Annotated in this window: 16 protein-coding genes; 6 read left to right on the forward strand and 10 right to left on the reverse strand. The window is 74.4% G+C overall.

Annotated elements, in window-relative coordinates; genetic code table 11:
• The first annotated feature begins 70 nt into the window (after positions 1-70).
• The gene (ddaH, locus tag KGD83_RS14335; RefSeq protein ID WP_013153273.1) at positions 71-901 is read left to right on the forward strand and encodes a dimethylargininase; all 831 of its coding nucleotides are present in this window, start codon (positions 71-73) and stop codon (positions 899-901) included.
• Here ddaH and KGD83_RS14340 read toward each other — a convergent pair.
• Both KGD83_RS14340 and KGD83_RS14345 read right to left on the reverse strand, forming a co-directional pair.
• Positions 808-1521 carry a zinc ribbon domain-containing protein gene (locus KGD83_RS14340; protein WP_338036899.1) on the reverse strand — a complete coding sequence of 238 codons (714 nt, stop codon included), beginning with the start codon at positions 1519-1521 and terminating at the stop codon, positions 808-810. The two genes, ddaH and KGD83_RS14340, sit on opposite strands and share 94 nt — an antisense overlap.
• Positions 1481-1954, reverse strand: a complete 474-nt coding sequence (locus tag KGD83_RS14345; RefSeq protein WP_212639695.1) for a transposase — start codon at positions 1952-1954, stop codon at positions 1481-1483. The genes KGD83_RS14340 and KGD83_RS14345 overlap by 41 nt, the downstream gene beginning before the upstream one ends.
• Between KGD83_RS14345 and KGD83_RS14350 the strand changes: the two genes are divergently transcribed.
• Complete coding sequence (locus KGD83_RS14350) at positions 1942-2568, forward strand: TetR/AcrR family transcriptional regulator (RefSeq protein ID WP_212639696.1); 627 nt, start codon at positions 1942-1944, stop codon at positions 2566-2568. The genes KGD83_RS14345 and KGD83_RS14350 overlap by 13 nt on opposite strands.
• 90 nt (positions 2569-2658) lie before the next feature.
• Here the strand turns inward: KGD83_RS14350 and speB are convergent, their stop codons facing one another.
• Positions 2659-3606: an agmatinase gene (gene speB / locus KGD83_RS14355; protein ID WP_212639697.1), complete on the reverse strand. Its 948-nt coding sequence runs from the start codon at positions 3604-3606 to the stop codon at positions 2659-2661.
• 250 nt (positions 3607-3856) lie between these two features.
• Between speB and KGD83_RS14360 the strand changes: the two genes are divergently transcribed.
• The 4 genes from KGD83_RS14360 (at position 3857) to KGD83_RS14375 (ending at position 10224) form a co-directional block, all read left to right on the forward strand.
• Entirely contained in the window at positions 3857-5350 is a 1494-nt protein-coding gene (locus KGD83_RS14360) for a PucR family transcriptional regulator (RefSeq protein WP_249351863.1), read from the forward strand.
• Between the two features lie 417 nt (positions 5351-5767).
• Positions 5768-7087, forward strand: coding sequence for a GAF domain-containing protein (locus tag KGD83_RS14365; protein ID WP_212639699.1), 1320 nt, complete (start codon positions 5768-5770; stop codon positions 7085-7087).
• Between the two features lie 901 nt (positions 7088-7988).
• On the forward strand, positions 7989-9221 hold the full coding sequence (locus KGD83_RS14370; RefSeq protein WP_212644428.1) for an aminotransferase-like domain-containing protein: 1233 nt from the start codon (positions 7989-7991) through the stop codon (positions 9219-9221).
• 52 nt (positions 9222-9273) lie between these two features.
• Complete coding sequence (locus KGD83_RS14375; protein WP_212639700.1) at positions 9274-10224, forward strand: D-alanine--D-alanine ligase family protein; 951 nt, start codon at positions 9274-9276, stop codon at positions 10222-10224.
• An 80-nt stretch (positions 10225-10304) separates the two neighbouring features.
• On the opposite strand, the gene KGD83_RS14380 is transcribed toward KGD83_RS14375, so the two are convergent.
• The 7 genes from KGD83_RS14380 to KGD83_RS14410 form a co-directional block, all read right to left on the reverse strand.
• Complete coding sequence (locus tag KGD83_RS14380) at positions 10305-11288, reverse strand: FAD binding domain-containing protein (RefSeq protein WP_212639701.1); 984 nt, start codon at positions 11286-11288, stop codon at positions 10305-10307.
• Positions 11285-13933: a molybdopterin-dependent oxidoreductase gene (locus KGD83_RS14385; RefSeq protein WP_212639702.1), complete on the reverse strand. Its 2649-nt coding sequence runs from the start codon at positions 13931-13933 to the stop codon at positions 11285-11287. Before KGD83_RS14385 ends, KGD83_RS14380 begins: the two co-directional genes overlap by 4 nt.
• Before the next feature lie 217 nt (positions 13934-14150).
• Positions 14151-15593, reverse strand: a complete 1443-nt coding sequence (locus KGD83_RS14390; RefSeq protein WP_212639703.1) for an NCS2 family permease — start codon at positions 15591-15593, stop codon at positions 14151-14153.
• A 198-nt stretch (positions 15594-15791) separates the two neighbouring features.
• On the reverse strand, positions 15792-18224 hold the full coding sequence (locus tag KGD83_RS14395) for a xanthine dehydrogenase family protein molybdopterin-binding subunit (RefSeq protein WP_212639704.1): 2433 nt from the start codon (positions 18222-18224) through the stop codon (positions 15792-15794).
• Positions 18224-19585, reverse strand: coding sequence for an 8-oxoguanine deaminase (locus tag KGD83_RS14400; RefSeq protein ID WP_212639705.1), 1362 nt, complete (start codon positions 19583-19585; stop codon positions 18224-18226). The genes KGD83_RS14395 and KGD83_RS14400 overlap by 1 nt, the downstream gene beginning before the upstream one ends.
• Entirely contained in the window at positions 19582-20085 is a 504-nt protein-coding gene (locus KGD83_RS14405) for a (2Fe-2S)-binding protein (protein ID WP_212639706.1), read from the reverse strand. Before KGD83_RS14405 ends, KGD83_RS14400 begins: the two co-directional genes overlap by 4 nt.
• Positions 20076-20945, reverse strand: coding sequence for an FAD binding domain-containing protein (locus KGD83_RS14410; protein WP_212639707.1), 870 nt, complete (start codon positions 20943-20945; stop codon positions 20076-20078). Before KGD83_RS14410 ends, KGD83_RS14405 begins: the two co-directional genes overlap by 10 nt.
• Positions 20946-21175 lie beyond the last annotated feature (230 nt).

The raw sequence follows: 21175 nt of genomic DNA on the forward strand, positions 1-21175 counted from the left end.
GACCCGCGGCGCAGTGAACCCACGCGCCACCGGGGCCGCCCAGTGTCCCGCGCGGTGTACGGGAGGTCCCATGGCTCGACCGGTCGGTCCGGCGGCGGTTCCGCGGCACTACCTCATGTGCCGCCCCACCTACTTCGCGGTCGAGTACGCGATCAACCCCTGGATGGACCCGGCGGCGGGTGTCGACCGCGCACGCGCCATCCGCCAGTGGGAGGGGCTGCGCGACCTGTACCTCTCCCTGGGGCACCGCGTCAGCGAGATCGCCCCCGTCGACGGCCTGCCCGACATGGTCTTCGCCGCCAACGGGGCCCTGGTCGTGGACGGCAGGGTCTACGGGGCGCGCTTCGCCAGCGCCGAACGCACCCCCGAGGGCCCGGCCTACCTCGACTGGTTCCGCCAGGCGGGCTACACCGAGACCCGCGAGCCCAAGCACGTCAACGAGGGCGAGGGCGACTTCCTCACCCTGGACGAGGTGGTCCTGGCCGCCACGGGGTTTCGGACCGAGGCCGCCGCGCACCAGGAGGCCGAGCGCTTCCTGGGCCGCCCCGTCGTCACCCTCCAGCTGACCGACCCGCGCTTCTACCACCTGGACACCGCGCTGTTCACCCTCTCCGGTGACCAGATCGCCTACTACCCCGGTGCCTTCTCGGCCGGAAGCCGACGGGTGCTGCGCTCGCTCTTCCCGGACGCGCTCCTGGCCACCGAGGAGGACGCCGCGGTGCTCGGCCTCAACGCCGTGTGCGACGGCCGCAACGTCGTCATCGCCGCTGAGGCCACCGCCCTGGCCGACCGCCTGCGGGCCCTGGGCTACGCCGTCCACCCCGTGGAGCTGGACGAGCTGCGCCGGGCCGGGGGCGGCGCCAAGTGCTGCACCCTGGTGCTGCGCGACGCCCCCGTGTGAGGGAGGCCCGGACCCGCCGACGAGTGGACCCGCCGCCGCCCGGTCCGCCCCGGTGCCGGGACGGTGTGGGAAATACCACCGCGAAACGGGGTCGACGGGCCAACGCCACAGGTCAGGCACGCGCGCCCGCCGCGGACCGTGCCCGGGCGCGCGCACGGGGGACCACCGCCCCTGGCCGGGCGCCCCCGCCGCAATAAAGTCTGAGTACTTGACTTCCTCCCCCTCCTCGAAGGAGAGGGAGCTTCCGACCGAGTCCAAAAGCCTGGTGCCGCTCGCGCGGCGACCCTCACGGGTCCGGTTTCCTGCTTCGCAGCCGACAGCGGAAGGGAGGCCCCCTGCCGACCCACACCAGCTCCACAGGCGTCACCCGGAACTGCTTCTCGGGCTGCGACTCGACCAGCCGCAAGAACGTTCCCGGTCGCGTTGAGGTCCCGATCATGCCGGGTGCGACAGGAAGGGCACGTCCACGACCGGGTGCCCGACGAAAGCCGAGCCGGCAGGTGCCCGCACGCGGAGCAGGTCTTCGAGGAGGGGCGCCGCCGGTCGACCACCACGGGGGCTCGACCGTAGCGTTCGGCCTCATACTCCATATTGGCGGCGGAACCCACCCGGAGCGGCATCGGGCACCGACCGGTTCGGGCCGCGCTTTTGCGCGACGTTCCTTCCCTGTTGGACGACGGTGCCGCGTGCGGAGGAGGTCATGCCCCGCACGTTCAGGTCCTCGATCGCTATCGGGTCGTGCTCGCGCACCAAACGCGTGGTGGTCTTGCGCAGGAAGTCGGCGCGGGTGTGGCGGACCTTGCGGTAGGCGGTGCGGCGGTCAGCGAGGGTCTCGTTCCAGACCAGGCGCCCGCGTCCGAACGTGCGGCCCAGTCGGGCCGCTTGTTCGGGGCCCGGGCAGGTCCGGCGCTTGTACGCCGTCCGCGTACGGCAAAGATCACACCAAGGGGGATCATGGGTAAGGCAGAACGGAAATGTGGTGGTCGTGTGCCCTGGATTCCTCCCAGCCCTGGAGGACGGGGCAGCTTCCGGGGGACACGGTGAAGAGCACACAGCGCAGACTCCCGCGTCAGCTCAGGGAAGAGCAGATGATCGACGCCGCCGTCACCGCGTTCTCGCGCGGCGGCTACCACACCGTGAGCGTCGAGGAGATCGCCGAGGCGGCCGGGACCTCCAAGCCCACCGTGTACCAGTACCTGGGCTCCAAGGAACGGATCTTCACCGCCTGCGTGCGCCGTGAGACCGACCGGCTCATCGAGGCCGTGCGCGCCGCGGCGCACGATCCGCACGCCCCCGCGGGGGAGGACCCCCTGCACCGGGGCATGCGCGCCTTCTTCGTCTTCGTCACCGGCAACCGGGCGAGCTGGACCGTGCTGTACCGGCACGCGGACCTGCGGGGCGAGCCCTTCGCCGGGGAGGCCGTGCGGCTCAGGGACCGCGTGACGGCCGAGGTGGCCGACCTCGTGACCGAGTGCACGCGCCGGGGCTACGGCGACCTCGCCCCCAAGGACGCCCAGCTGTTGGCGCGCATCGCGGTCAGCACCGCCGACGCCTTCGCCGACTGGTTCCTGGAGCACCCCGAGGAGAGCCCCGAGACCATGGCCCGGCACGTCACCGACCTGACCTGGGCCCACCTGCGCGCGCGCCGCGAGGGCGCCGAGGTCTGACCCCCGGCGCTCCGCGCGGCGCGGCGGTGCCGCCCGCGGGGCGGGTCGGTGCCGACGGACGTGCGTCCGCCTCCGTCGAGGCGCGCGGGATCAGCGCCCGTGGTTCAGCGCCAGGACGCTGACCAGGTCGTAGGCCACGTGCGAGGCGGCGGTCGCGGTGATCTGCGCGTGGTCGTAGGCCGGGGCGACCTCCACCACGTCGGCGCCCACCAGGTTGCAGGAGGCCAGTCCGCGCAGGATCTCCAGCAGTTCGCGGCTGGTCAGGCCGCCCGCCTCCGGGGTGCCGGTGCCGGGCGCGTGCGCCGGGTCGAGCACGTCGATGTCCACCGACACGTACAGCGGGCGGCGGCCGATGCGCTGGCGCAGCGCGTCGGCGACCTCGTCCACGCCCCTGCGCATGACGTCGGCGGAGGTGACGATGCCGAAGCCGAAGCGGCGGTCCTCGTCAAGGTCCTTCTTGCCGTAGAGCGGGCCGCGGGTGCCCACGTGGCACAGGGCCTCGGTGTCCAGGATCCCCTCCTCCACGGCGCGGCGGAACGGGGTGCCGTGGGTGTAGGGCTCGCCGAAGTAGGTGTCCCAGGTGTCCAGGTGGGCGTCGAAGTGCAGCAGGGCGATCGGCCCGTGCCGGCGGTGGAGCGAGCGCAGCAGCGGCAGCGCGATGGTGTGGTCGCCGCCCAGGGTGACCAGGCGGGTGCCCGCCCGCGCGAACTCGGAGGCGCCCTGGTCCAGGGTCTCCACCGCGTCGCCGATCGAGAAGGGGTTGACCGCGATGTCGCCGCCGTCGACCACCTGCGCGGAGGCGAACGGGGACACGTCCAGGCCCGGGTTGTAGGGGCGCAGCAGACGGCTGGCCTCACGGATGGCAGAGGGGCCGAAGCGCGCGCCGGGGCGGTAGGACACGCCGGTGTCGAAGGGGACGCCGACCACGGCGATGTCGGCGTGCCCGACCTGGTCGATGCGGGGCAGCCGGGCGAAGGTGGCCGGTCCGGCGAAGCGCGGTACGAGGCTGGAGTCGGTGGGGCCGATCGGTGCGTTCACGGGTGTCCTTCTCGTCGTCGGTGCGGATCACACGAACCCCGGTCAGGTTAGGCAGCCGACGCGGTCTCCTCCAGTGGACGAACCATCCACGAAGGTGCGTTGTACTGGGTGAGGTATCCAGAACACGCGGTCAGCGCGTCCGCACGGGGCCCGCGTCCTCTCCGCTCCGCCGGGCGAGGACGCGGGCCGGTTCGCGAAGGGGGTCCGCGGGGTGGCGGGACAGAGCCGGGCACAGGGACACACGGTCCCGTTGAGCGCCGTCGTGGGCCGCCGCGACCTGGGGCTGACCACCCTCGTGGCCGCCGGGGACCCGGGGATCGGCTGGGCGGTGGCCAGCGAGCTCGCCGACCCGGCCGCCTACCTGCGCGGCGGCGAGCTGCTGCTCACCGCGGGCGTGAACCTGCCCGCCGCCCCCGCCGGTCTGCGCGGATACGTGGACTCCCTGGTAGGCGCGGGGGTCAGCGCCCTCGGTTTCGGCGTCACCCCGGTGCACGACACCGTCCCCGCCGGGCTGGTCGAGCAGTGCCGCGCACGGGGGCTGCCCCTGGTGCAGGTGCCCCGCCCCACGCCCTTCGCCGCCGTCAGCCAGGCCGTGGGCGCCGAACTCCAGGAGCTGCACCTGCGCGACCTGCGCCGCCTGGGTGAGGCGCACCAGGCCCTGGCCCTGGCCGTCACCGCCGACGCCCCCGTCGACCGGGTCCTGCGCGTCCTGGCCGAGGCCCTGGGCGGCTGGGCGGTCCTGACCCGACCGTCGCCCGCCCCGCCGGGCGGCGCCCACCGCACCGCGGGCGCCCCGGCGGAGCTGGACCCCGAACTGCACGGGCTCGCGGACAGGCTCACCCGGCCGCGCGGGCCGCGCAGCGCCAAGGCCCGGGTGCGGGGGGACGAGGTCTTCCTGCACACCGTCGGCGCCCCGCCGGGGGAGCACGGCGTGGTCCTGGTCGGCCGCCCCGAGCCGCTGGGCGTCACCGACCGGGCCGTCCTGCGCACCGCCACCGCCCTGCTGGAACTGCTCGTCCGCGCCTCCCGGGGCGCCCCGCCCGCACCGGGCCGCCTGATCACGGGCCTGCTCCTGGACGGCGGGCTCACCGACGCGGCCGTGCCGCTGCTGGCCGAACTCACCGCCCCGACGGACGCTCCCGCCGGGGCGGCCCTCCCCGGCGCCTACCGGGTCCTGCGCGCCCGGCCCGCCGGGCGGGGCCGCCACACCGCCCCCGCCGCGCTGGCCCTGGGCACCCGGCTGCTGGACGCGGGTCCCGGTGAGGACCTGCGCGCCGTCCTCGCCGACCGGGGCGAGGACGCGCACCGGGCCCACCTGGACCGGCTGCTCGACCACGGCTGGATCGCTGCGCTGAGCGGGCCGGCGGACCCGGCGGAGCTGGCCGCCGCGGACCGCCGGGCCGCCGCCCTGCTCGCCCGCGCCCGCGCGGTCGGCGGTCCGCTGCTGGAGGAGCCCGCCGACCCCTTCGACGCCCTCCTGGCGCCGGGGGGAGGCGAGGACCTGGCCCGGAGCGTCCTGGGACCGCTGGCCGAGGACACCGACTCCGCGCGCCTGCTGCGCCGCACCCTGCGGGTCTGGCTCACCCGGCACGGCAACTGGGACCGGGCCGCCGCAGACCTGGGCGCCCACCGCAACAGCGTCCGCTACCGGATCGGACGAGTCGAGCGCGACCTGGGCGTGGACCTGGCCGACGCCGAGCAGCGCATGCGGCTGTGGTTCGCGCTCACCCGCTGGCGGCGCTGACCCGGGCTCCGCCCCTCCCGTCCCCGCCGGGCCCGGGCGCGGCCCCGAGCGGCCCGCGCGGGGCGCGGACATGTGTCCTGGAAAGTGTCGTTGCGGCATTACCGGCCGTTTTCGGCAATTCCGCTGTTCCGTTCGAACCCGGTCCCCTTTTCGAAGACGTGTCCACGGCCTTTCGGCGGTCGCCGAGCCGGGCGCCGCGTCGGATACGCGCGGGCGCCACGGGGCTTGCGGCTTCCCCGCGCCCACGGGATCCCCGTCCGCTTCTGGGCGCGCGATGGGGCATAATCCGGTGATGAAACGGAAGCGGAAGCGAGAGCGGCCTCCGAAACATGGGTGTATTTCCGTTCCCTCAACCCTGTCGAAGCCGAACCGAGAAAATTAATGAACGCCGTTGCGAACGCGAGCTCAGGGGACCGCATGTCTTTTCCGCCGCTGGACACGGCCCTGTCGGCCGGGGCCGACGCCCGTGAGCACGCCCGCCTGCTGCGGCGCGTGCACGAGGCCTCGCTCTCCGGCCGCCCGGCGCCGGCCGCCCTGCGACCGGTCATCGAGGACTCCTGGTCCCGCAGCCGACGCTTCGGGATCGACCCCGACAGCGCCCCGCCGCCCCGCACGGCTCGCCTCGACGAGCTCCAACGGCACCGGGACGCCTCCCCGATCGCCGAGGTCATGCCGCTGATCCGCCGCTCCCTCGTCTCGGTCGCAGACGAGGCCGACCACATCATGCTGGTCACCGACGCCTCCGGCCAGATCCTGTGGCGCGACGGCTCCCACCGCATCCGCTCCCTCGGCGACCGCGTCGGGCTCGTCGAGGGCGCCTTCTGGAACGAGGGCAGCACCGGAACCAACGCCATCGGCACCGCCCTGGTCGTGGGACGGCCCGTGCAGGTCTACTCCGCCGAGCACTTCGTGCGCAACCTGCACGCCCTCACCTGCGCCTGCGCCCCCATCCACGACCCCCGGGACGGCCGCCTGCTCGGCGCCGTCGACGTCACCGGCCCGGTCTCCACCATCCACCCCTCCACCCTGGCCCTGGTCAGCGCGGTGGCCCAGTTGGCGGAGGCCCACCTGCAGAGCATCCACCACACCCACCTGGAGCGGCTGCGCTCGGTGGCCGCGCCCCTGCTGGCCGGTATGAGCGAGCGCGCGCTGGTGGTGGACGAGGCCGGGTGGACCGCCGCCGCCGTCCACATGGAGCCGGTCCGCAGGGTGCTGCTGCCCAAACAGCGCGAAAGCGGCACCGCCTGGCTGCCCGCCCTGGGGGAGTGCGCCCTGGAGCCCCTTCCCGGCGGATGGCTGCTGCGCCCGCGTCCGGCGTCGGAGAGCGCGCCCTCCACGCTCACGCTGGACCTGACCCGGCCCTCGCCCAGGATGGTGGTCGCCGGGCCCAGCGGGGAGTGGGCGCACCGGCTCACCCCGCGCCACGCGGAGCTGCTGCTGCTGTTGGCCGTGCACCGGGGCGGGCGCACCGGCGCGCAATTGTCCCAGGACGTGTTCGGCACGGGCGGGCACGTGGTGACGGTGCGCGCCGAGCTCTCGCGCGTGCGCCGCCACCTGGGCGGCATCATCCAGAGCCGTCCCTACCGGTTCAGCGGGGAGGTGCGGGTGCGGGTGGTGCGGCCCTCCTCGCCCGTGGACCTGCTGCCCGGATCGGTGGCCCCCGGGGTGCGCGCGGTGCGGGACGCGCTCCGCGACGGCGACTGCCCCATGGCTCTGCGCGACGGCACCGCAACCTAGTGCAACCGTTGCCGTGTCGTGCGGCGTGCGATGGACTGTGCGTGCGCGGCCCAGAGTCGGTGGCCGCCGCGGGGCAAGAGAGGGCCCGGCGGCGGACCGCGGACGCAACGCGTGGCGCGTCCACGGCCTTGGGACCTTGAGGGGGGTTCCGGGGGAGAGTAACGCAGAGGCGCCACCGGGCTCGGATGGCCGACCACGGGGATTCGGGGGAACCCCCTGGGGCCATCGCGCCGACGGTACGCCCCCGCGGGAGTCCGGCTCCCCGGGACGTGCCGATGCGTGGGGGACGGGTTCAGGGGGACCCGCCCCCACGCCGTGTTCCCCGAGGTGAGCCGCCGTCCCGGCGGGCGGACAGGGCTCCGCCGGGACGGTTCTACGGGAGTCCGCCCCCACCGGCCCGCGCGCGATCCGCGCCGCCCCGCGACCCCGCCCCGCGGGCGCCGACCGACGACAGGGGAAAGAGCGGACCATGTTCTGTCCTCCCTCCCCGTGAACCCCGCCGCGGACGGGTAGTCCACCGGAAGGGACGGGACGAGGGGAGCGGGTGTGACCGGTGTGGCGAACAGCACGCGGAGGCCCGTTCCGTGCCCGCCCTCCGACGCTGGGCTAGACTCGGTGCATTTACCGGGTCGTGTTCACCCGCGACCCAGCCCACCCGACCATCCCGTCCACGACCCCGGGCAGCGCGCCCGCTCCCGTGGACGGGGTGTGAACCGCGGGGACGGCGAGGGCGTCGAACCCGGGAACGCCGAGAGTTCCCGGACGGCCCCCCGCCCTGCCCCACAGAACGACCTTCCTTCGGAGGTGGACCGTGTCCGCTGACCACCGAGAGCAGCAGCCCAGCCAACAGGGTTCGCGTATCGACCCGCACTTCGGCCGCTACGCACGCCGAGCACAGGGCATGGTCGCATCGGAGGTCCGCGCACTGTTCGCCGTCGCCTCGCGCCCCGAGGTGGTCTCCCTCGCCGGGGGCATGCCCAACGTCGCGGCGCTGCCCCTGGAGCAGATCGGCGAACTGGTCAAGGACGTCGTCTCCGAGGAGGGCGCGGCGGCCCTCCAGTACGGTTCCGCCCAGGGCGACCCCGTACTGCGCGAGCAGATCTGCGACTACATGACGCTGGAGGGCATCACCGCCAGCCCCGACGACGTCATCGTCACGGTCGGCTCCCAGCAGGCCCTGGACCTGATCACCCGCGTCTTCGTCGACCCGGGCGACATCGTGCTGACCGAGGCCCCCACCTACGTCACCGCGATCAACACCTTCGCCGCCTTCCAGGCCGACATCCGCCACGTCGGCATGGACGAGCAGGGCGTGATCCCCGAGGAGCTGGAGGAGGCGCTCGTCCGCGCCGAGCTGGACGGGCGGCCGGTGAAGTTCTTCTACACCGTCCCCAACTTCCAGAACCCCGCCGGGATCACCATGACGGCGGAGCGGCGCGCGCGGGTCACCGAGGCCTGCGAACGCCACGACGTGCTCATCGTCGAGGACAACCCCTACGGCCTGCTGCGCTACGACGGCGACCCCGAGCCCACCCTCTACTCCCAGAGCGAGGGCAACGTCATCTACCTGGGATCGCTGTCCAAGACCCTCTCCCCGGGCCTGCGCATCGGCTGGGCTCTCGCACCCGCCGCGGTGCGCGCCAAGCTCGTCCTGGCCGCCGAGTCGGCGATGCTCAGCCACTCCACCTTCAACCAGCTGGTGGTGCGCCGCTACCTCAACACCTTCCCCTGGCGCGAGCAGATCAAGTCGTTCAACACCATGTACGGCGAACGCCGCGACGCGATGCTCAACGCGCTGACCGCGATGATGCCCGCGGGCTGCACCTGGACCCGCCCCCAGGGCGGATTCTTCGTCTGGGCCACCCTGCCCGAGGGCATCGACTCCAAGGCCATGCTCCCCCGGGCCGTCACCGAACGGGTCGCCTACGTGCCCGGCACCGGCTTCTACGCCGACGGACGCGGCCGGGCCGACATGCGCCTGAGCTTCTGCTACCCCACACCCGAGCAGATCCGTGAGGGCGTGCGCCGCCTCGTCGGAGCCATCGAGGGTGAGATCGACCTGCGTGATACGTTCGGCACCACCCTGGCCCCGAGCACCGACGGCCCACAGGCCCCCGCTCCGGACCTGCCCTGACACCCCATGAGGGCACCCCATCATGACAGCAGCACAGAAGGAGGTCCGCGCCGTGGCAGACCTTGACCGGGTCCTCGTCCTGGCCGGGGGCCTGTCCCCCGAACACGAGGTGAGCGTCCACTCCGGGCGCGGCGTCGCCGAGGCGCTGCGCAGGCTCGGCGTGGAGGTCCAGGTCGCCGACGTGGACTCCACCCTGCTGGACCGCCTCGTCCAGGACCCGCCGCAGGTGGTCTTCCCCGTCCTGCACGGGGCCGCGGGCGAGGACGGCGCCATCCGGGAGGTCCTGGAACTGGTCGGGGTGCCCTACGTGGGCGCCCGGCCGGGGGGCTGCCGCCTGGCCTACTCCAAGCCCGCCGCCAAGGCGCTGCTGGCCGCCGAGGGCGTGCGGGTGCCGCGCGGTGCCGCCCTGCCCAAGTCGGCCTTCCACGACCTGGGCGCTCCGGCGCTGATGGAGCGGCTCGCCGACCGGCTGGGCCTGCCGCTGTTCGTCAAGCCAGACCGGGGCGGCTCCGCGTTCGGCGCGGCGCCGGTCGGCTCGGTGCAGGAGCTGTCGGCGGCCCTGGTGTCCTGCTTCGCCTACAGCGACTCTGCCCTGGTCGAGGAGCAGGTGCAGGGCACCGAGCTGGCCGTGGGCGTCCTCGACACCGGCGACGGGCCGGTGGCGCTTCCGCCGGTGGAGATCGTGCCCGACGGCGGGGTGTACGACTACGCCGCCCGCTACACCGCCGGGCGCACCGAGTTCTTCTGCCCGGCGCGACTGGACCCCGCCACGGTCGCCGAGGCCACCGAGGTGGCGCTGACCGCGCACCGCGTCCTGGGACTGCGGGACCTGTCCCGCACCGACGTCATCGTGGGGGCCGACGGCCGCGTCACCTTCCTGGAGACCAACGTGGCCCCGGGCCTGACCGAGACCTCCACCTTCCCGATGGGGGCCGCCGCCGCGGGGCTGGACTTCGCGGTCGCGTGCCGGGAGCTGGCCCACCAGGCGCTGCTGCGCGGCTGACCCCGCCGACGCGTCCGGGCCGGGCCGCCGTTCCCCGGCGGCCCGGCCCGGCCCCGTTCCCGGGGTGTCCACCACCGGCCTCAGCCGGCCGGGGCGTCCAGGGCACGCTCCAGGGCGTCGCGCACGGTGGCGCCCAGCAGCTCCACCTTGTACCCGGTCGCGGGCAGCGGCGAGCACAGGTCGGCCAGGCCCTCCAGGGCCGCGGCCACGCCCCCGTCCAGCTCCAGGCCCGCACGCGCGCCCACCAGGGCGGCCTCCACCTCCGGCAGCCGCAGCGGGGTGCGGGCCACCCCGCCCACGGCCACCGCCGCCGAGGTCACCGCGCCCCCGTCCGCCATGGCCAGGCGTACCACCGCCTCCACCAGCGGCCACTCCGCGCGCGAGCGCCCGGTGGCACGGCGGTAGGCGTACCGCTCACCCGGAGCCGGGACGGGCAGCCCGACCGACACCAGCACCCGGCCCGGTTCCAGCACGTGGTCGCGGGTCGGGTCGGCGGCGTCGTAGAGGTCGGCCACCGCCATCTCGGTCCGCTCCCCGCCCGCCACGAGCACCGACGCGTCGTGGGCCAGCAGCGCCACCGCCAGCGAGGACGGGTGCGGGGCCGCGCACGGGCCCCGGTCCACGACCACCCCGTACAGGTGGTCGCCGCCGCGCGCCGGGCAGGAGTCCCCGCCCGTCTGGAAGCAGTCGAAGGCCGGGTTGCGCAGGTACCAGCACCGGTTGCGCTGGAGCAGGTTGCCGCCCAGCGTCGCGGCGTTGCGCACCTGCGGCGTGGCCAGCGCCCGCGCCGTGGCCGCCAGCGCCGGATAGGCCGCGGCCAGCGCGGGGTCCGCGGACAACTCGGCGACGCCGGTCAGCGCGCCGACCCGGGCCGACCCGTCGGGGCGCCACTCCACCCCGCGCAGCTCGCGCACCCCGGTCAGGTCGACCACGGGCGCGGGCTCCAGGACCCCCGAGGCCAGGCACGCCGTCAGGTCGGTGCCCCCGGCGCGCGGGCGGGCGCCCGTACCCTCCAACCGGGTCAGGGCCTCCTCCAGCCCCGCGGGGCGTGTGGTCGCGGTCAACGCAGTCCCTCCAGCAGTCGGTCCGGGCGGATGGGCAGGTCCAGGGGGCGCCAGCCGGTGGCGTCGTGCACGGCGTTGGCCACGGACGCGGCCACGCCCACCAGTGAGATCTCGCCCAGGCCGACCCCCGCGCCCGCGGCGTGCTCGAAGCCCTCCTGGTGGAAGTGCACCTCGGTCTCGGGGACGTCGCCCATGCCCGGGAGCCGGTAGTCCTCCAGGTTGTCGGTGAGCACCACCCCGGTGGCCGGGTCGTGGCGGCGCTCCTCGAAGAGCGCGTACCCCACACCCTGCACCACGGCGCCCTCGGCCTGGTTGCGGGCCAGCCGCTCGGCGTAGACGCGGCCCACGGCCAGCCCCGCCCAGCAGCGGGTGGGTCGCACCCGGCCCAGCAGGGTGTCCACCTCCACCTCCATCACGTGCACGGCGCCGGTCATGCCCCGGCCCACGGCCAGGTCGTCCATGTTCGGGGTGAGAGCGCCCCGGCGGTCCCGGCCGCGCTCACCGACCACCCGCACTCCCTCGGCGGCGGCCAGGGCGTCCTTGAGGACGTGCTCGGGGATCGGCCCCGAGGCGGGAACCCCCGGTTCGCGTTCGCGCAGCTCGGCGCGGAGCCGGTCGGCGGCGTCTGCCGCGGCGGGGCCCATCGAGGTGGTGGTGCGGCTGCCGAAGGAACCGGTGCCGTGCACAGAGGAACTGTCGCCGATCTCCACGCGCACGTCGGCGGCGGACATCCCCAGCCGCTCGGCGACCACCTCGCCCAGGACCGTGCGGATACCGGTGCCGATGTCCTGGGTGGCCGAGCGCACCACCACCGCGCCGTCGCGGACCGACAGCTCGACCCTCGCGCCCGGGCCCATGAGGTAGAGCCAGTTGGAGGCGGCGACGCCGACCCCGCGCCGGAACCGGCCGGTGCGCGGCCCGCGCGGGCGCTCGCGCCACAGGTCCAGGGCGGCGGCCCGGTCGTACAGCGCCCGGCGTTTGGGGTTGCCGTCCCAGCGGCGGCGCAGGGCCAGGGGGTCCTCGCCCAGCCGGTGGGCCATCGTGTCCACGGCCTGCTCCACGGCCCAGGACATCGGGGCGCCGCCGGGGGCGCGCATGGGCAGGCCCGGCGGGCGGTGGGTGACCACGTCGAAGTCGCGGGCCCGGCGCGGCGAGCGCCCGTACATCAACAGCCCGAAGACGGCCGTGGTGGAGCCCACCGAGACGCCGCCGTCGCCGTGGGAGTCCACGGTCAGCGCCGCCAGGTCCCCGGAGCCGTCGGCCAGCAGCGCCACCCGGGTGCGGGTTCCGGGGCGGTGCCCGGCGTCGGTGAGCTCCTCGGCGCGGTCGAAGGACACGCGCACCGGAGCGTGGGCCAGCCTGGCCAGTTCGGTCGCGGCGACCATGTCGACCGACAGCTTGGCCTTGGCGCCGAAGCCGCCGCCGACGTACTCGCTGAGCACGTGCACCCTCTCCGGCGCCAGCTCCCAGCGCTCGGCGGCCTTCCGGGCGACCTTGGACACCGCCTGGGTGGACGCGCGCAGGGTCAGCGAGCCGTCGCGGTCCCACGAGGCCACGCACACGTGGGGTTCCAGCGGGCTGTGCACCTGCGCGGCGGTCGTGTACTCCTGGGCCACCAGGCGCGGATCCCGGCGTTCGGCGGCCGTGCGCAGGCGCCGCACCGCGGTGGCGCCCCGCCAGCCGACGGTGGTGGGACCGCGTGTGTTGCCGTCCCAGCGGCCCGGGAGACCGGGACCCTCGGCGCTGGAGGGGGCGGTCAGGCGCTCGGCGCGCGTGGGATAGACCCGCGGGGCGTCCTCCGCCCGCGCCTCCTCGACACCGAGTACGGCGGGCAGGGGCTCGTAGTCCACCCGCACGGTGCGGGCGGCGGCGCGCGCCAGGGCCGCGGTCGGCGCGGCCACCGCGGCGACGGGCTGTCCCACGTAGCGCACCGTGCGCTCCTGACCCAGCAGGTCGACGAAGACCGGGTGCGGGTCCACGGGCTGTCCGGGCCCGGGACGGCGGGCGGCCGCGCTCCGCGCCCCGCCGGGGTCGACCGCGCGCACCCGCGCGTGGGCGTGGGCCGAGCGCACGATCACCCCCTCCCAGGTGCCCTCGGGGGCCAGGTCTGCACTGAAGCGGGCCCGGCCGGTGACCTTGGCCAGGGCGTCCGCGCGCGGCGGCGCCTGCTCGGGCTCGGTGTCGAACTCGCCCGCGCAGGCGGCGTCCACGGCGGCGAAGATCCCCTCGTAGGCGCCGCAGCGGCACAGGTGCCCGGCCAGGGCGTCGGCCACGCGGTCGCGGCCGGGGCGGACGTCACCGTGCTCGGCGCGCCAGGAGTCGACGAAGGCGGAGGCCTCCACCACGAACCCGGGCGTGCAGTAGCCGCACTGCATACCGTCGTGGGCGGCGAAGGCGCGCTGGACGGGGTGGTCGCCGCCCAGGCCCTCCACGGTGGTGACCTCGCGGTCCTCCAGCCGGTCGGCGGGCAGCAGGCACGAGGCGGTGGGCGCGCCCTCCACCAGGACGGTGCAGGCGCCGCAGACCCCGGTGCCGCAGGCGATCTTGGTACCGGTCAGGCCGAGGCGGTCGCGGATGTGCTCGGCAGCCGTGGTGTCGGGGGAGTCGGGGGCGGGGGAGGAGACGCCGTTGACTCGAACGTTCATGGGGTGGCTTCCCTCGATACGAAGTTGACATTGTCAACTTAGGCGCGCCGCCGACCGCTGTCAACGAGGTACCGCGCCCCCCGCGCCCGCCCCTTCCGCCCGGGACGGCTCCGTGGCTGCTCCGGGCACGCGCGGCCCCGCCCGGTCCGCGGTGAAAAAAAGGGGGGAGGCCGGGCCGCCCCTCGGCGGCCCGGCCTCCCCCTGAGGCGGATCCGGCTCACAATCCCAGCGCGTGCATGGAGAAGTGGAACGCGAACACTGCCGACAGCGCCCACATCAGCCAGCCCACGTCGCGCACGCGCCCCTGGGCCGACCTGACCAGCGTGTAGGAGATGATCCCGATGCCGATCCCGCTGGCGATGTCGAAGGTGAACGGCATCATCGCGATGGTCAGGAAGGCCGGGATCGCCACGGCGATGTCCGACCAGTCGATCTCCCTGATGTGCATCATCATCATGGCGCCCACCAGCACCATCGCCACCGCCGCCGCCTGCGCCGGGACCACACCGAACACCGGGGCCAGGAAGATCGCCGCGAGGAAGAACAGCCCCGTCACCACGCTCGCCAGACCGGTCCGGGCCCCCTCGCTCACCCCCGCCGTGGACTCCACGAACACCAGCGTCGCCGAGGAACTGGTCAGACCCCCGGCCACGGCCCCCGCGCCGTCGGTCACCAGGATCTGGTTGACCCGGGGCATGTGCCCGCCGGCTTCGGCGATGTCGGCCTTGGTGCCGATGGCCAGGATGGTGCCCAGGGCGTCGAAGAACCCGGCCAGCACCAGGGTGAACAGGATGACGCCCGCCGTGGTCGCGCCCGCCGAGGTCCACGCGCCGAACACGTCCACCTGGAACAGCAGGCCGAAGTCGGGCACCGCGAACGGGTTGCCGGGCAGTTCGGGGCTGGCTCCGCCCCAGTCCCCGGCCTCCAGGCCCGCCGCGTAGTGCACGACGATCGCCAGGACCGTCGCGCCGACGATGCCGTAGAAGATCGCACCGGGCACCCCGCGCACCAGCAGGACGCTGGCCAGCACCAGGCCGCACACGAAGACCAGGATCGGCCAACCGTCGAGGTGGCCCCCGGCCCCGGCCGCGCCGATCTGGAGCAGGCCGCCGCCCTCCCCGGCGCTGACGAAGCCCGCGTTGTCCAGCCCGATGAGGGCCACGAACAGGCCGATGCCCACGCCGATGGCCATCTTGAGGTTGTGCGGCAGCGCGTTCATCACCGCGGTCCGCACACCGGTCACCACCATGAGGATGATGGCGACGCCCTGCCACACGACCAGGCCCATCACCTCGGGCCAGGCCATCACGGGCGCGGCCTGGTAGGCCACGACCGCCATCACCCCCAGGGCCGCGGCGCAGGCGATCGGCGCCCGGCCGACCACGCCCATCATGATCGTGACCAGCCCCGCGGACAGGGCGGTCATGGTGGTCAGCTGGTCCGCGGACAGGACGTCGCCGTTCACGTCGGAGACGCCGCTGAGGATGATCGGGTTCAGGACGATGATGTAGGCCATCGCCATGAAGGTGGTCAGTCCGCCGCGGACCTCGCGCCCGAAGGTGGATCCGCGCTCGCTGACGAAGAAGAAGCGGTCGAGCCAGGATCGAGCCGTGGGCTTCCGGGCCCCCGAGTGCGGGCCGGAGTCCTTGAGTTGGGTCATGTCCCCTCCTGGAGGGAGATGAGCATGGCGTTCATCGCCATGTGTAGGGGGGTCGTAACTCTGGGTGTTGGGTCGAGGGTGTGCGCAGGACGGCGCTGTCCTGCCGTTGGGCACCCGCCCCGGTGTCGGGGCGCCGACGAGGCCGGGGCGGGCGGTTCATGGGGGCGGCGCGGCGGGTGACCGCGCCGCCGGTCGCGGCTACAGGTCGATGCCCACGATGTCCTCCGGACGCACCGGAGCGTGGGTCAGGGCCCTGCCGGTGGCCGCGCGCACCGCGGCCACAACGGCCGGGGTCGAGGACAGCGTCGGCGGCTCACCGGCACCGCGCAGCCCGTAGGGCGCGTGCGGATCGGGGCGCTCCAGCACGTCGATGCGCATCGGCGGCGTGTCCAGGATGGTGGGGATGAGGTAGTCGGTGAACGAGGGGTTGAGGATCTTCCCGTCCCTGACCTGCACCTCCTCCATCAGCGCCAGGCCCAGACCCTGCGTGGAGCCGCCCTGGATCTGCCCGGCCAGCTGCTGGGGGTGCAGCACCCGGCCCACGTCCTGCACCGCGTCGAGCGCGACCACCTTCACCAGGCCCAGCTCCACGTCCACGTCCACCACGGCCCGGTGCACGCACATCCCGAACTGGTTGTGCGAGGAGCCCTGGCCCAGCTTGGGGTCGAGCATCTCGGTGGGTCGGTGGTGGTACTCGCGGGTGTGCTCGACCACCGTGCCGCCGCGCGCCGACTCCCCCAGCAGGTCCGCCAGGGACACCAGCGCGCCTACCGTGGCCGACACCAGCTTGCCCCCGTCCAGGGACAGGTCGGTGTCGGGCAGCGCCTCGGGCACGATCCCGCGCTCGCGGGCCAGCGCGAGCACCTCGGCGCGCACCGACGCGCACGCGGTCATCACCGCGCCGCCGGTCATGTACGACTGCCGCGAGGCCGAGGAGGAGCCCGCCGAGCCGACCCGTGTGTCGGCGGGGGCGATGACCACCTTCTCCACGCCCAGCTCGGTCCGGGCGATCTGCCCCTTGACCGTCACCAGGCCCTGGCCGACCTCGGCCGCCGCCGTGTGCACCAGCACCACCGGCTCACCGCCCACGACCTCCAACCGCACCCGCGCGGTGGAGTAGTCGTCGAACCCCTCCGAGAAGCACAGGTTCTTCAACCCCAGGCCGTAGCCCACACCGCGCACCACGCCCTCGCCGCGCGTGGTGCCCGCCACCCCGCCCGGCAGGGTGCGCTGGTCGGCGGGGTCGGCCAGCGCGTCGCGCTCGGGCGGCATCGGCAGGGCGCGGCAGCGCTCCAGCATCTCCGCCATCGGCAGCGGCATGTCGATCTCCTGGCCCGTGATGATCCGCGAGCCCTGCGACATGGCGTTCCTGATCCGCAGGTCCACCGGGTGCATGCCCAGTTCCTCGGCGAGCCTGTCCATCTGCGACTCGTAGGCGAAGCAGGCCTGCACCGCGCCGAACCCGCGCATCGCGCCGCACGGCGGGTTGTTGGTGTACACCCCGTAGGCGTCCACCAGCACGTTCTCCACCTCGTAGGGGCCGATGCCCAGGGAGGAGGCCACGCCCACCACCGCGGGGGTCGCCGAAGCGTACGCGCCGCCGTCCACGATGATCTCCGCCGTGGCGTAGAGCAGCGTGCCGTCCGCGCGCGCCCCGTGCTCGTAGCGCATCCTGGCCGGGTGCCGGTGCACGTGCCCGTAGAAGGACTCCTCGCGGTTGTACACGAACTTGACCGGCCTGCCCGTGCGCAGCGCCAGCAGGGCCGCGTGGATCTGCATCGACAGGTCCTCGCGGGCGCCGAAGGCCCCGCCCACCCCTGCCAGGGTCAGCCGGACCTTGTCCTCGGGCAGCCCCAGCGCCGGGGCGATCTGGCGCTGGTCCACGTGCAGCCACTGCGTGGCCACGTACAGGTCCACCCCGCCGTCCTCGGCCGGGACGGCCATGCCCGACTCCGGGCCCAGGAAGGCCTGGTCCTGCATGCCGACCTCGTACTCGGAGGACACCACCGCGTGGGCCTCGGCGCGCAGCCGCTCCAAAACCTCGCCCTCGCGCTCGGCCGAGCCCGCCACCGCGGCGAACGCGCCCGTGCGCACCGGCTGGTAGCGCAGCCGGTTGCCGCGCGGGTTGTACTCGGGGTGGTCGGGGACCGCGCCCGGCTCGTGCACCGGCGGGCAGTCGGGGTCCAGCGCGGCCCGCCTGGAGTCGCTGACCGGCTCCAGCACCGCGTAGTCCACGCGGACGCGCTCCATCGCCCGCCGGGCGGTCTCGGGGTGGTCGGCGGCCACGATCGCCACCGCCTCGCCCTTGTAGCGCACCTTGCCGAAGGCCAGCACCGGCTGGTCCTGGTACTCCAGCCCGTAGCGCTTGTTCCCGGGCACGTCCTCGTGGGTGAGCACCGCGTGCACCCCGGGCACCTTCAGCGCCTCGGTGACGTCGATGCCGCGGATCTCGGCGTGCGGGTGGGGGCTGCGCAGGGTCGCCCCCCACAGCATGTCCTCCATCCACATGTCCGAGGAGTAGGCGAACTCGCCGGTGACCTTCAGGGTTCCGTCGGGGCGGCGCGGGCTGGAGCCCACCCCGTCCCTGGTCGTGCTGCTCAGGTCCGTCACGGTACGGGTCGTCGCCGCCATCAGCGGCTCACCTCCTGTGTCAGGGCGCGATGCGCCGCACGGCCGCGCGCGGCGGCGGTCTCGGCGGACAGAGTGCGCAGCTCACCGCGGTCGACGACGGTGTTCCCGCCGACCCAGAGCCGCTCCAGGGGCGGGGTGGGGCCGAAGACGGCCGCCACCACCGGGTCCCCGATCACGTCGTAGCCGAACCCGTCCACCCGCCACAGGGCGATGTCGGCCAGCTTGCCCACCGCCAGGGAGCCCAGCTCGGCGTCGCGGCCCAGCACCCGGGCGCCGCCCAGGGTGGCCATCTCCAGCGCCTGGCGGGCGCTGAGCGCCGTGGGGCCCCTGCGGGCGCGGGCCATCAGCAGTGCCTGGTGCATCTCACCGGCCAGCGGCGTCAGTTCGCTGGAGGCCGGGCCGTCCACGCCCAGGCCCACCGGCACGCCCGCCTCCAGCAGCTCGGGGACCCGGCAGATCCCCGCGCCCAGGCGCGCGTTGGAGGTGGGGCAGTGCGCCACCCCGGTACCCGTGGACGCGATCCGCTCGATCGCCGCGTCCGACAGGTGCACGGCGTGCGCGAACCAGACGTCCGGACCCAGCCAGCCGAGCTTCTCGGCGTACTCCACGGGGGTGCACCCGAACTCCTCCAGGCACTGCTGCTCCTCGTCGAGCGTCTCGGCCAGGTGGGTGTGCAGCCGCACCCCCCGGTCCCGGGCCAGCTCCGCGCTCTCCACCATCAGCGCGCGCGAGACCGAGAACGGCGAGCACGGGGCCACCGCCACCCGCGTCATCGCGTCGGGCGCGGTGTCGTGGTAGACGTCGACGGCCTCGGCGGTGCCCGCCAGCGCCTGCTCCAGCGACTCCACCACGGCGTCCGGCGGCAGCCCGCCCTGGCTCTGCCCCCGGTCCATCGACCCGCGGGCCAGGTCCAGGCGCACGCCCACCTCGCGGGCGGCCTCCACCTCGGCGGCCACGATGTCGCCGCGGCCCGAGGGGTGGACGTAGTGGTGGTCGGAGGCGGTCGTGCACCCCGACAGCGCCAGGTGGGCCAGACCGGCGGAGGTCGTCCCCGACACCACGTCGGCGTCCAGGCGGCCCCAGATCTCGTAGGAGCCCACCAGCCACTCGAAGAGCGTGCCGTCGGCGAACAACCCCTGCGTCGCCCACTGGTAGAGGTGGTTGTGCGTGTTGACCAGGCCCGGCGTGACCAGGCACCCGCGCCCGTCCACGCGCTGAAGCCCCTCGGCCCCGGGGGCCGGTCCCGCGCCCACCGCCCAGATGCGGCCCGCGCGCACCACCACGTGGCCGTCGGCGTACTCCGCCCCGTCCACGGTGACCACGTGGGCGCCCTCGATGACGAAGCCCTCCACCGCGTTCACGAACCGCTCCCGACCCGCCGCGAGGCTGCCAGGCGCACCGCGTCGAGGATCTTCTCGTACCCGGTGCACCGGCACAGGTTGCCCGCCAGCGCCTCACGGATCTCGGCGTCCTCCGGCGCGGGCAGCCCCGCGCCCACCGTGCGCTCCAGCAGGTCGTCGGTCTGCACCAGCAGGCCCGGCGTGCAGAACCCGCACTGCACCGCGCCCGCCTCCACGAAGGCGTCCTGCACCGAGCCCAGTTCGCGCTCGGCCCCCTCGCCCTCGGACAGGCCCTCCACGGTGCGCACCTCGCGCCCCTGAGCCTGCCCGGCGGCGATCATGCACGAACACGCCGTCACGCCGTCGAAGTAGACCGTGCACGAGCCGCACTCGCCCTGCTCGCAGGCGTTCTTGCTGCCCGGCAGCCCCAGCCGCTCGCGCAGCACGTACAGCAGGCTCTCGCCCGCCCACACGTCGTGGGCGGTGACGTCCTCGCCGTTGACCCTGAAACTCACGCGCATCGCGTGGCTCCCTTCCGGTAGTCGGTGACCGACCAGCTCAGTGCGCGGCGCGCCATCACCGACAGCGCGTGCCTGCGGTACTCGGCGCTGCCCCGCTGGTCGTCGATGGGGCGGGCGGCCGCGGCCACCAGTGCGCCGAACTCGCGCACGACCGGCTCCGCGAGCGGGCGGCCGTCCTCCCAGTCGAACTCCGCCGCCAGGAACCTCTCGGCGGCCTCCGCGCGCAGCGGTGTGGGTCCGGCCGAGCCCACGCCCGTCCCCACGGCCCTGCGCCCGGTGTCCAGGGCCAGGGAGAAGGAGGTCACCGCGATGACCATCGCGTTGCGCGTGCCGATCTTGGCGAACTGCTGGGGGCCGGTCGGCTCGGGCAGCAGCACCGCCGTGATCAGTTCGTCGGCCTGCCGCGCGGTCGTGCGCAGCGACAGGTAGAACTCGCGGGCGGGCACCCGGCGCCTGCCCCGCACCGACGCCAGCTCGATGACCGCGTCGGTGGCCAGCAGGGGCGGGTGGGACTCCCCGGCCGGCGAGGCGCCGCCCAGGTTGCCGCCCACGGTGCCGCGGTTGCGGATCTGCGGGGAGGCCACCGAGCGCGAGGCCCTGGCCAGGGCCGGGGCCCGCTCCGACAGGTGCTCGATCACCTTGGTGTAGGGCACGCCCGCGCCCAGGCGGGTGTGCCCCCCGTCCGGCCCGAACTCGGCCAGTTCCGGGATCCGGGTCAGGTCGATCAGGGCGGGCGGCCGCCTCTTGTCGAAGTTGAGCTCCACCATCACGTCGGTGCCGCCCATGATGGGCACCGCCTCGGGCAGGGCGCTCTTCGCCTCAAGGGCCTCCTCCAGTGTGGAGGGGCTCAGGAACTCCATGCTCGGTCCTCTTGTCGCCATGGTCGTGCCGCCGCTCGCTCGCGGCCCGGCGCGGTCTGTCGGTCGCGTCTTCCCTGGTGGTTCTCGCCGATGCTGTGAAGTACACCACTGGGAGCGCGGCCGCTACCAGCAAGTGATGACATGAAGTGTCCGCGGAACGAACGGTTATCGTTGGGCGTTTCCTACAAGTGGCGTCACCGGAGTAACATCCACCGCCTCACCACCCGGGG

It is taken from the genome of Nocardiopsis akebiae, assembly GCF_018316795.1.
Classification (GTDB): domain Bacteria; phylum Actinomycetota; class Actinomycetes; order Streptosporangiales; family Streptosporangiaceae; genus Nocardiopsis; species Nocardiopsis dassonvillei.

What these genes read in the sequence shown, in the direction of transcription:
- ddaH (WP_013153273.1), top strand. Translation starts at nt 71, where the DNA reads ATGGCTCGACCGGTCGGTCCGGCGGCGGTTCCGCGGCACTACCTCATG.
- KGD83_RS14340 (WP_338036899.1), bottom strand. Translation starts at nt 1,521, where the DNA reads ATGCCGCTCCGGGTGGGTTCCGCCGCCAATATGGAGTATGAGGCCGAA.
- KGD83_RS14365 (WP_212639699.1), top strand. Translation starts at nt 5,768, where the DNA reads ATGTCTTTTCCGCCGCTGGACACGGCCCTGTCGGCCGGGGCCGACGCC.
- KGD83_RS14370 (WP_212644428.1), top strand. Translation starts at nt 7,989, where the DNA reads ATGGTCGCATCGGAGGTCCGCGCACTGTTCGCCGTCGCCTCGCGCCCC.
- KGD83_RS14385 (WP_212639702.1), bottom strand. Translation starts at nt 13,933, where the DNA reads ATGAACGTTCGAGTCAACGGCGTCTCCTCCCCCGCCCCCGACTCCCCC.
- KGD83_RS14390 (WP_212639703.1), bottom strand. Translation starts at nt 15,593, where the DNA reads ATGACCCAACTCAAGGACTCCGGCCCGCACTCGGGGGCCCGGAAGCCC.
- KGD83_RS14395 (WP_212639704.1), bottom strand. Translation starts at nt 18,224, where the DNA reads ATGGCGGCGACGACCCGTACCGTGACGGACCTGAGCAGCACGACCAGG.
- KGD83_RS14405 (WP_212639706.1), bottom strand. Translation starts at nt 20,085, where the DNA reads ATGCGCGTGAGTTTCAGGGTCAACGGCGAGGACGTCACCGCCCACGAC.
- KGD83_RS14410 (WP_212639707.1), bottom strand. Translation starts at nt 20,945, where the DNA reads ATGGAGTTCCTGAGCCCCTCCACACTGGAGGAGGCCCTTGAGGCGAAG.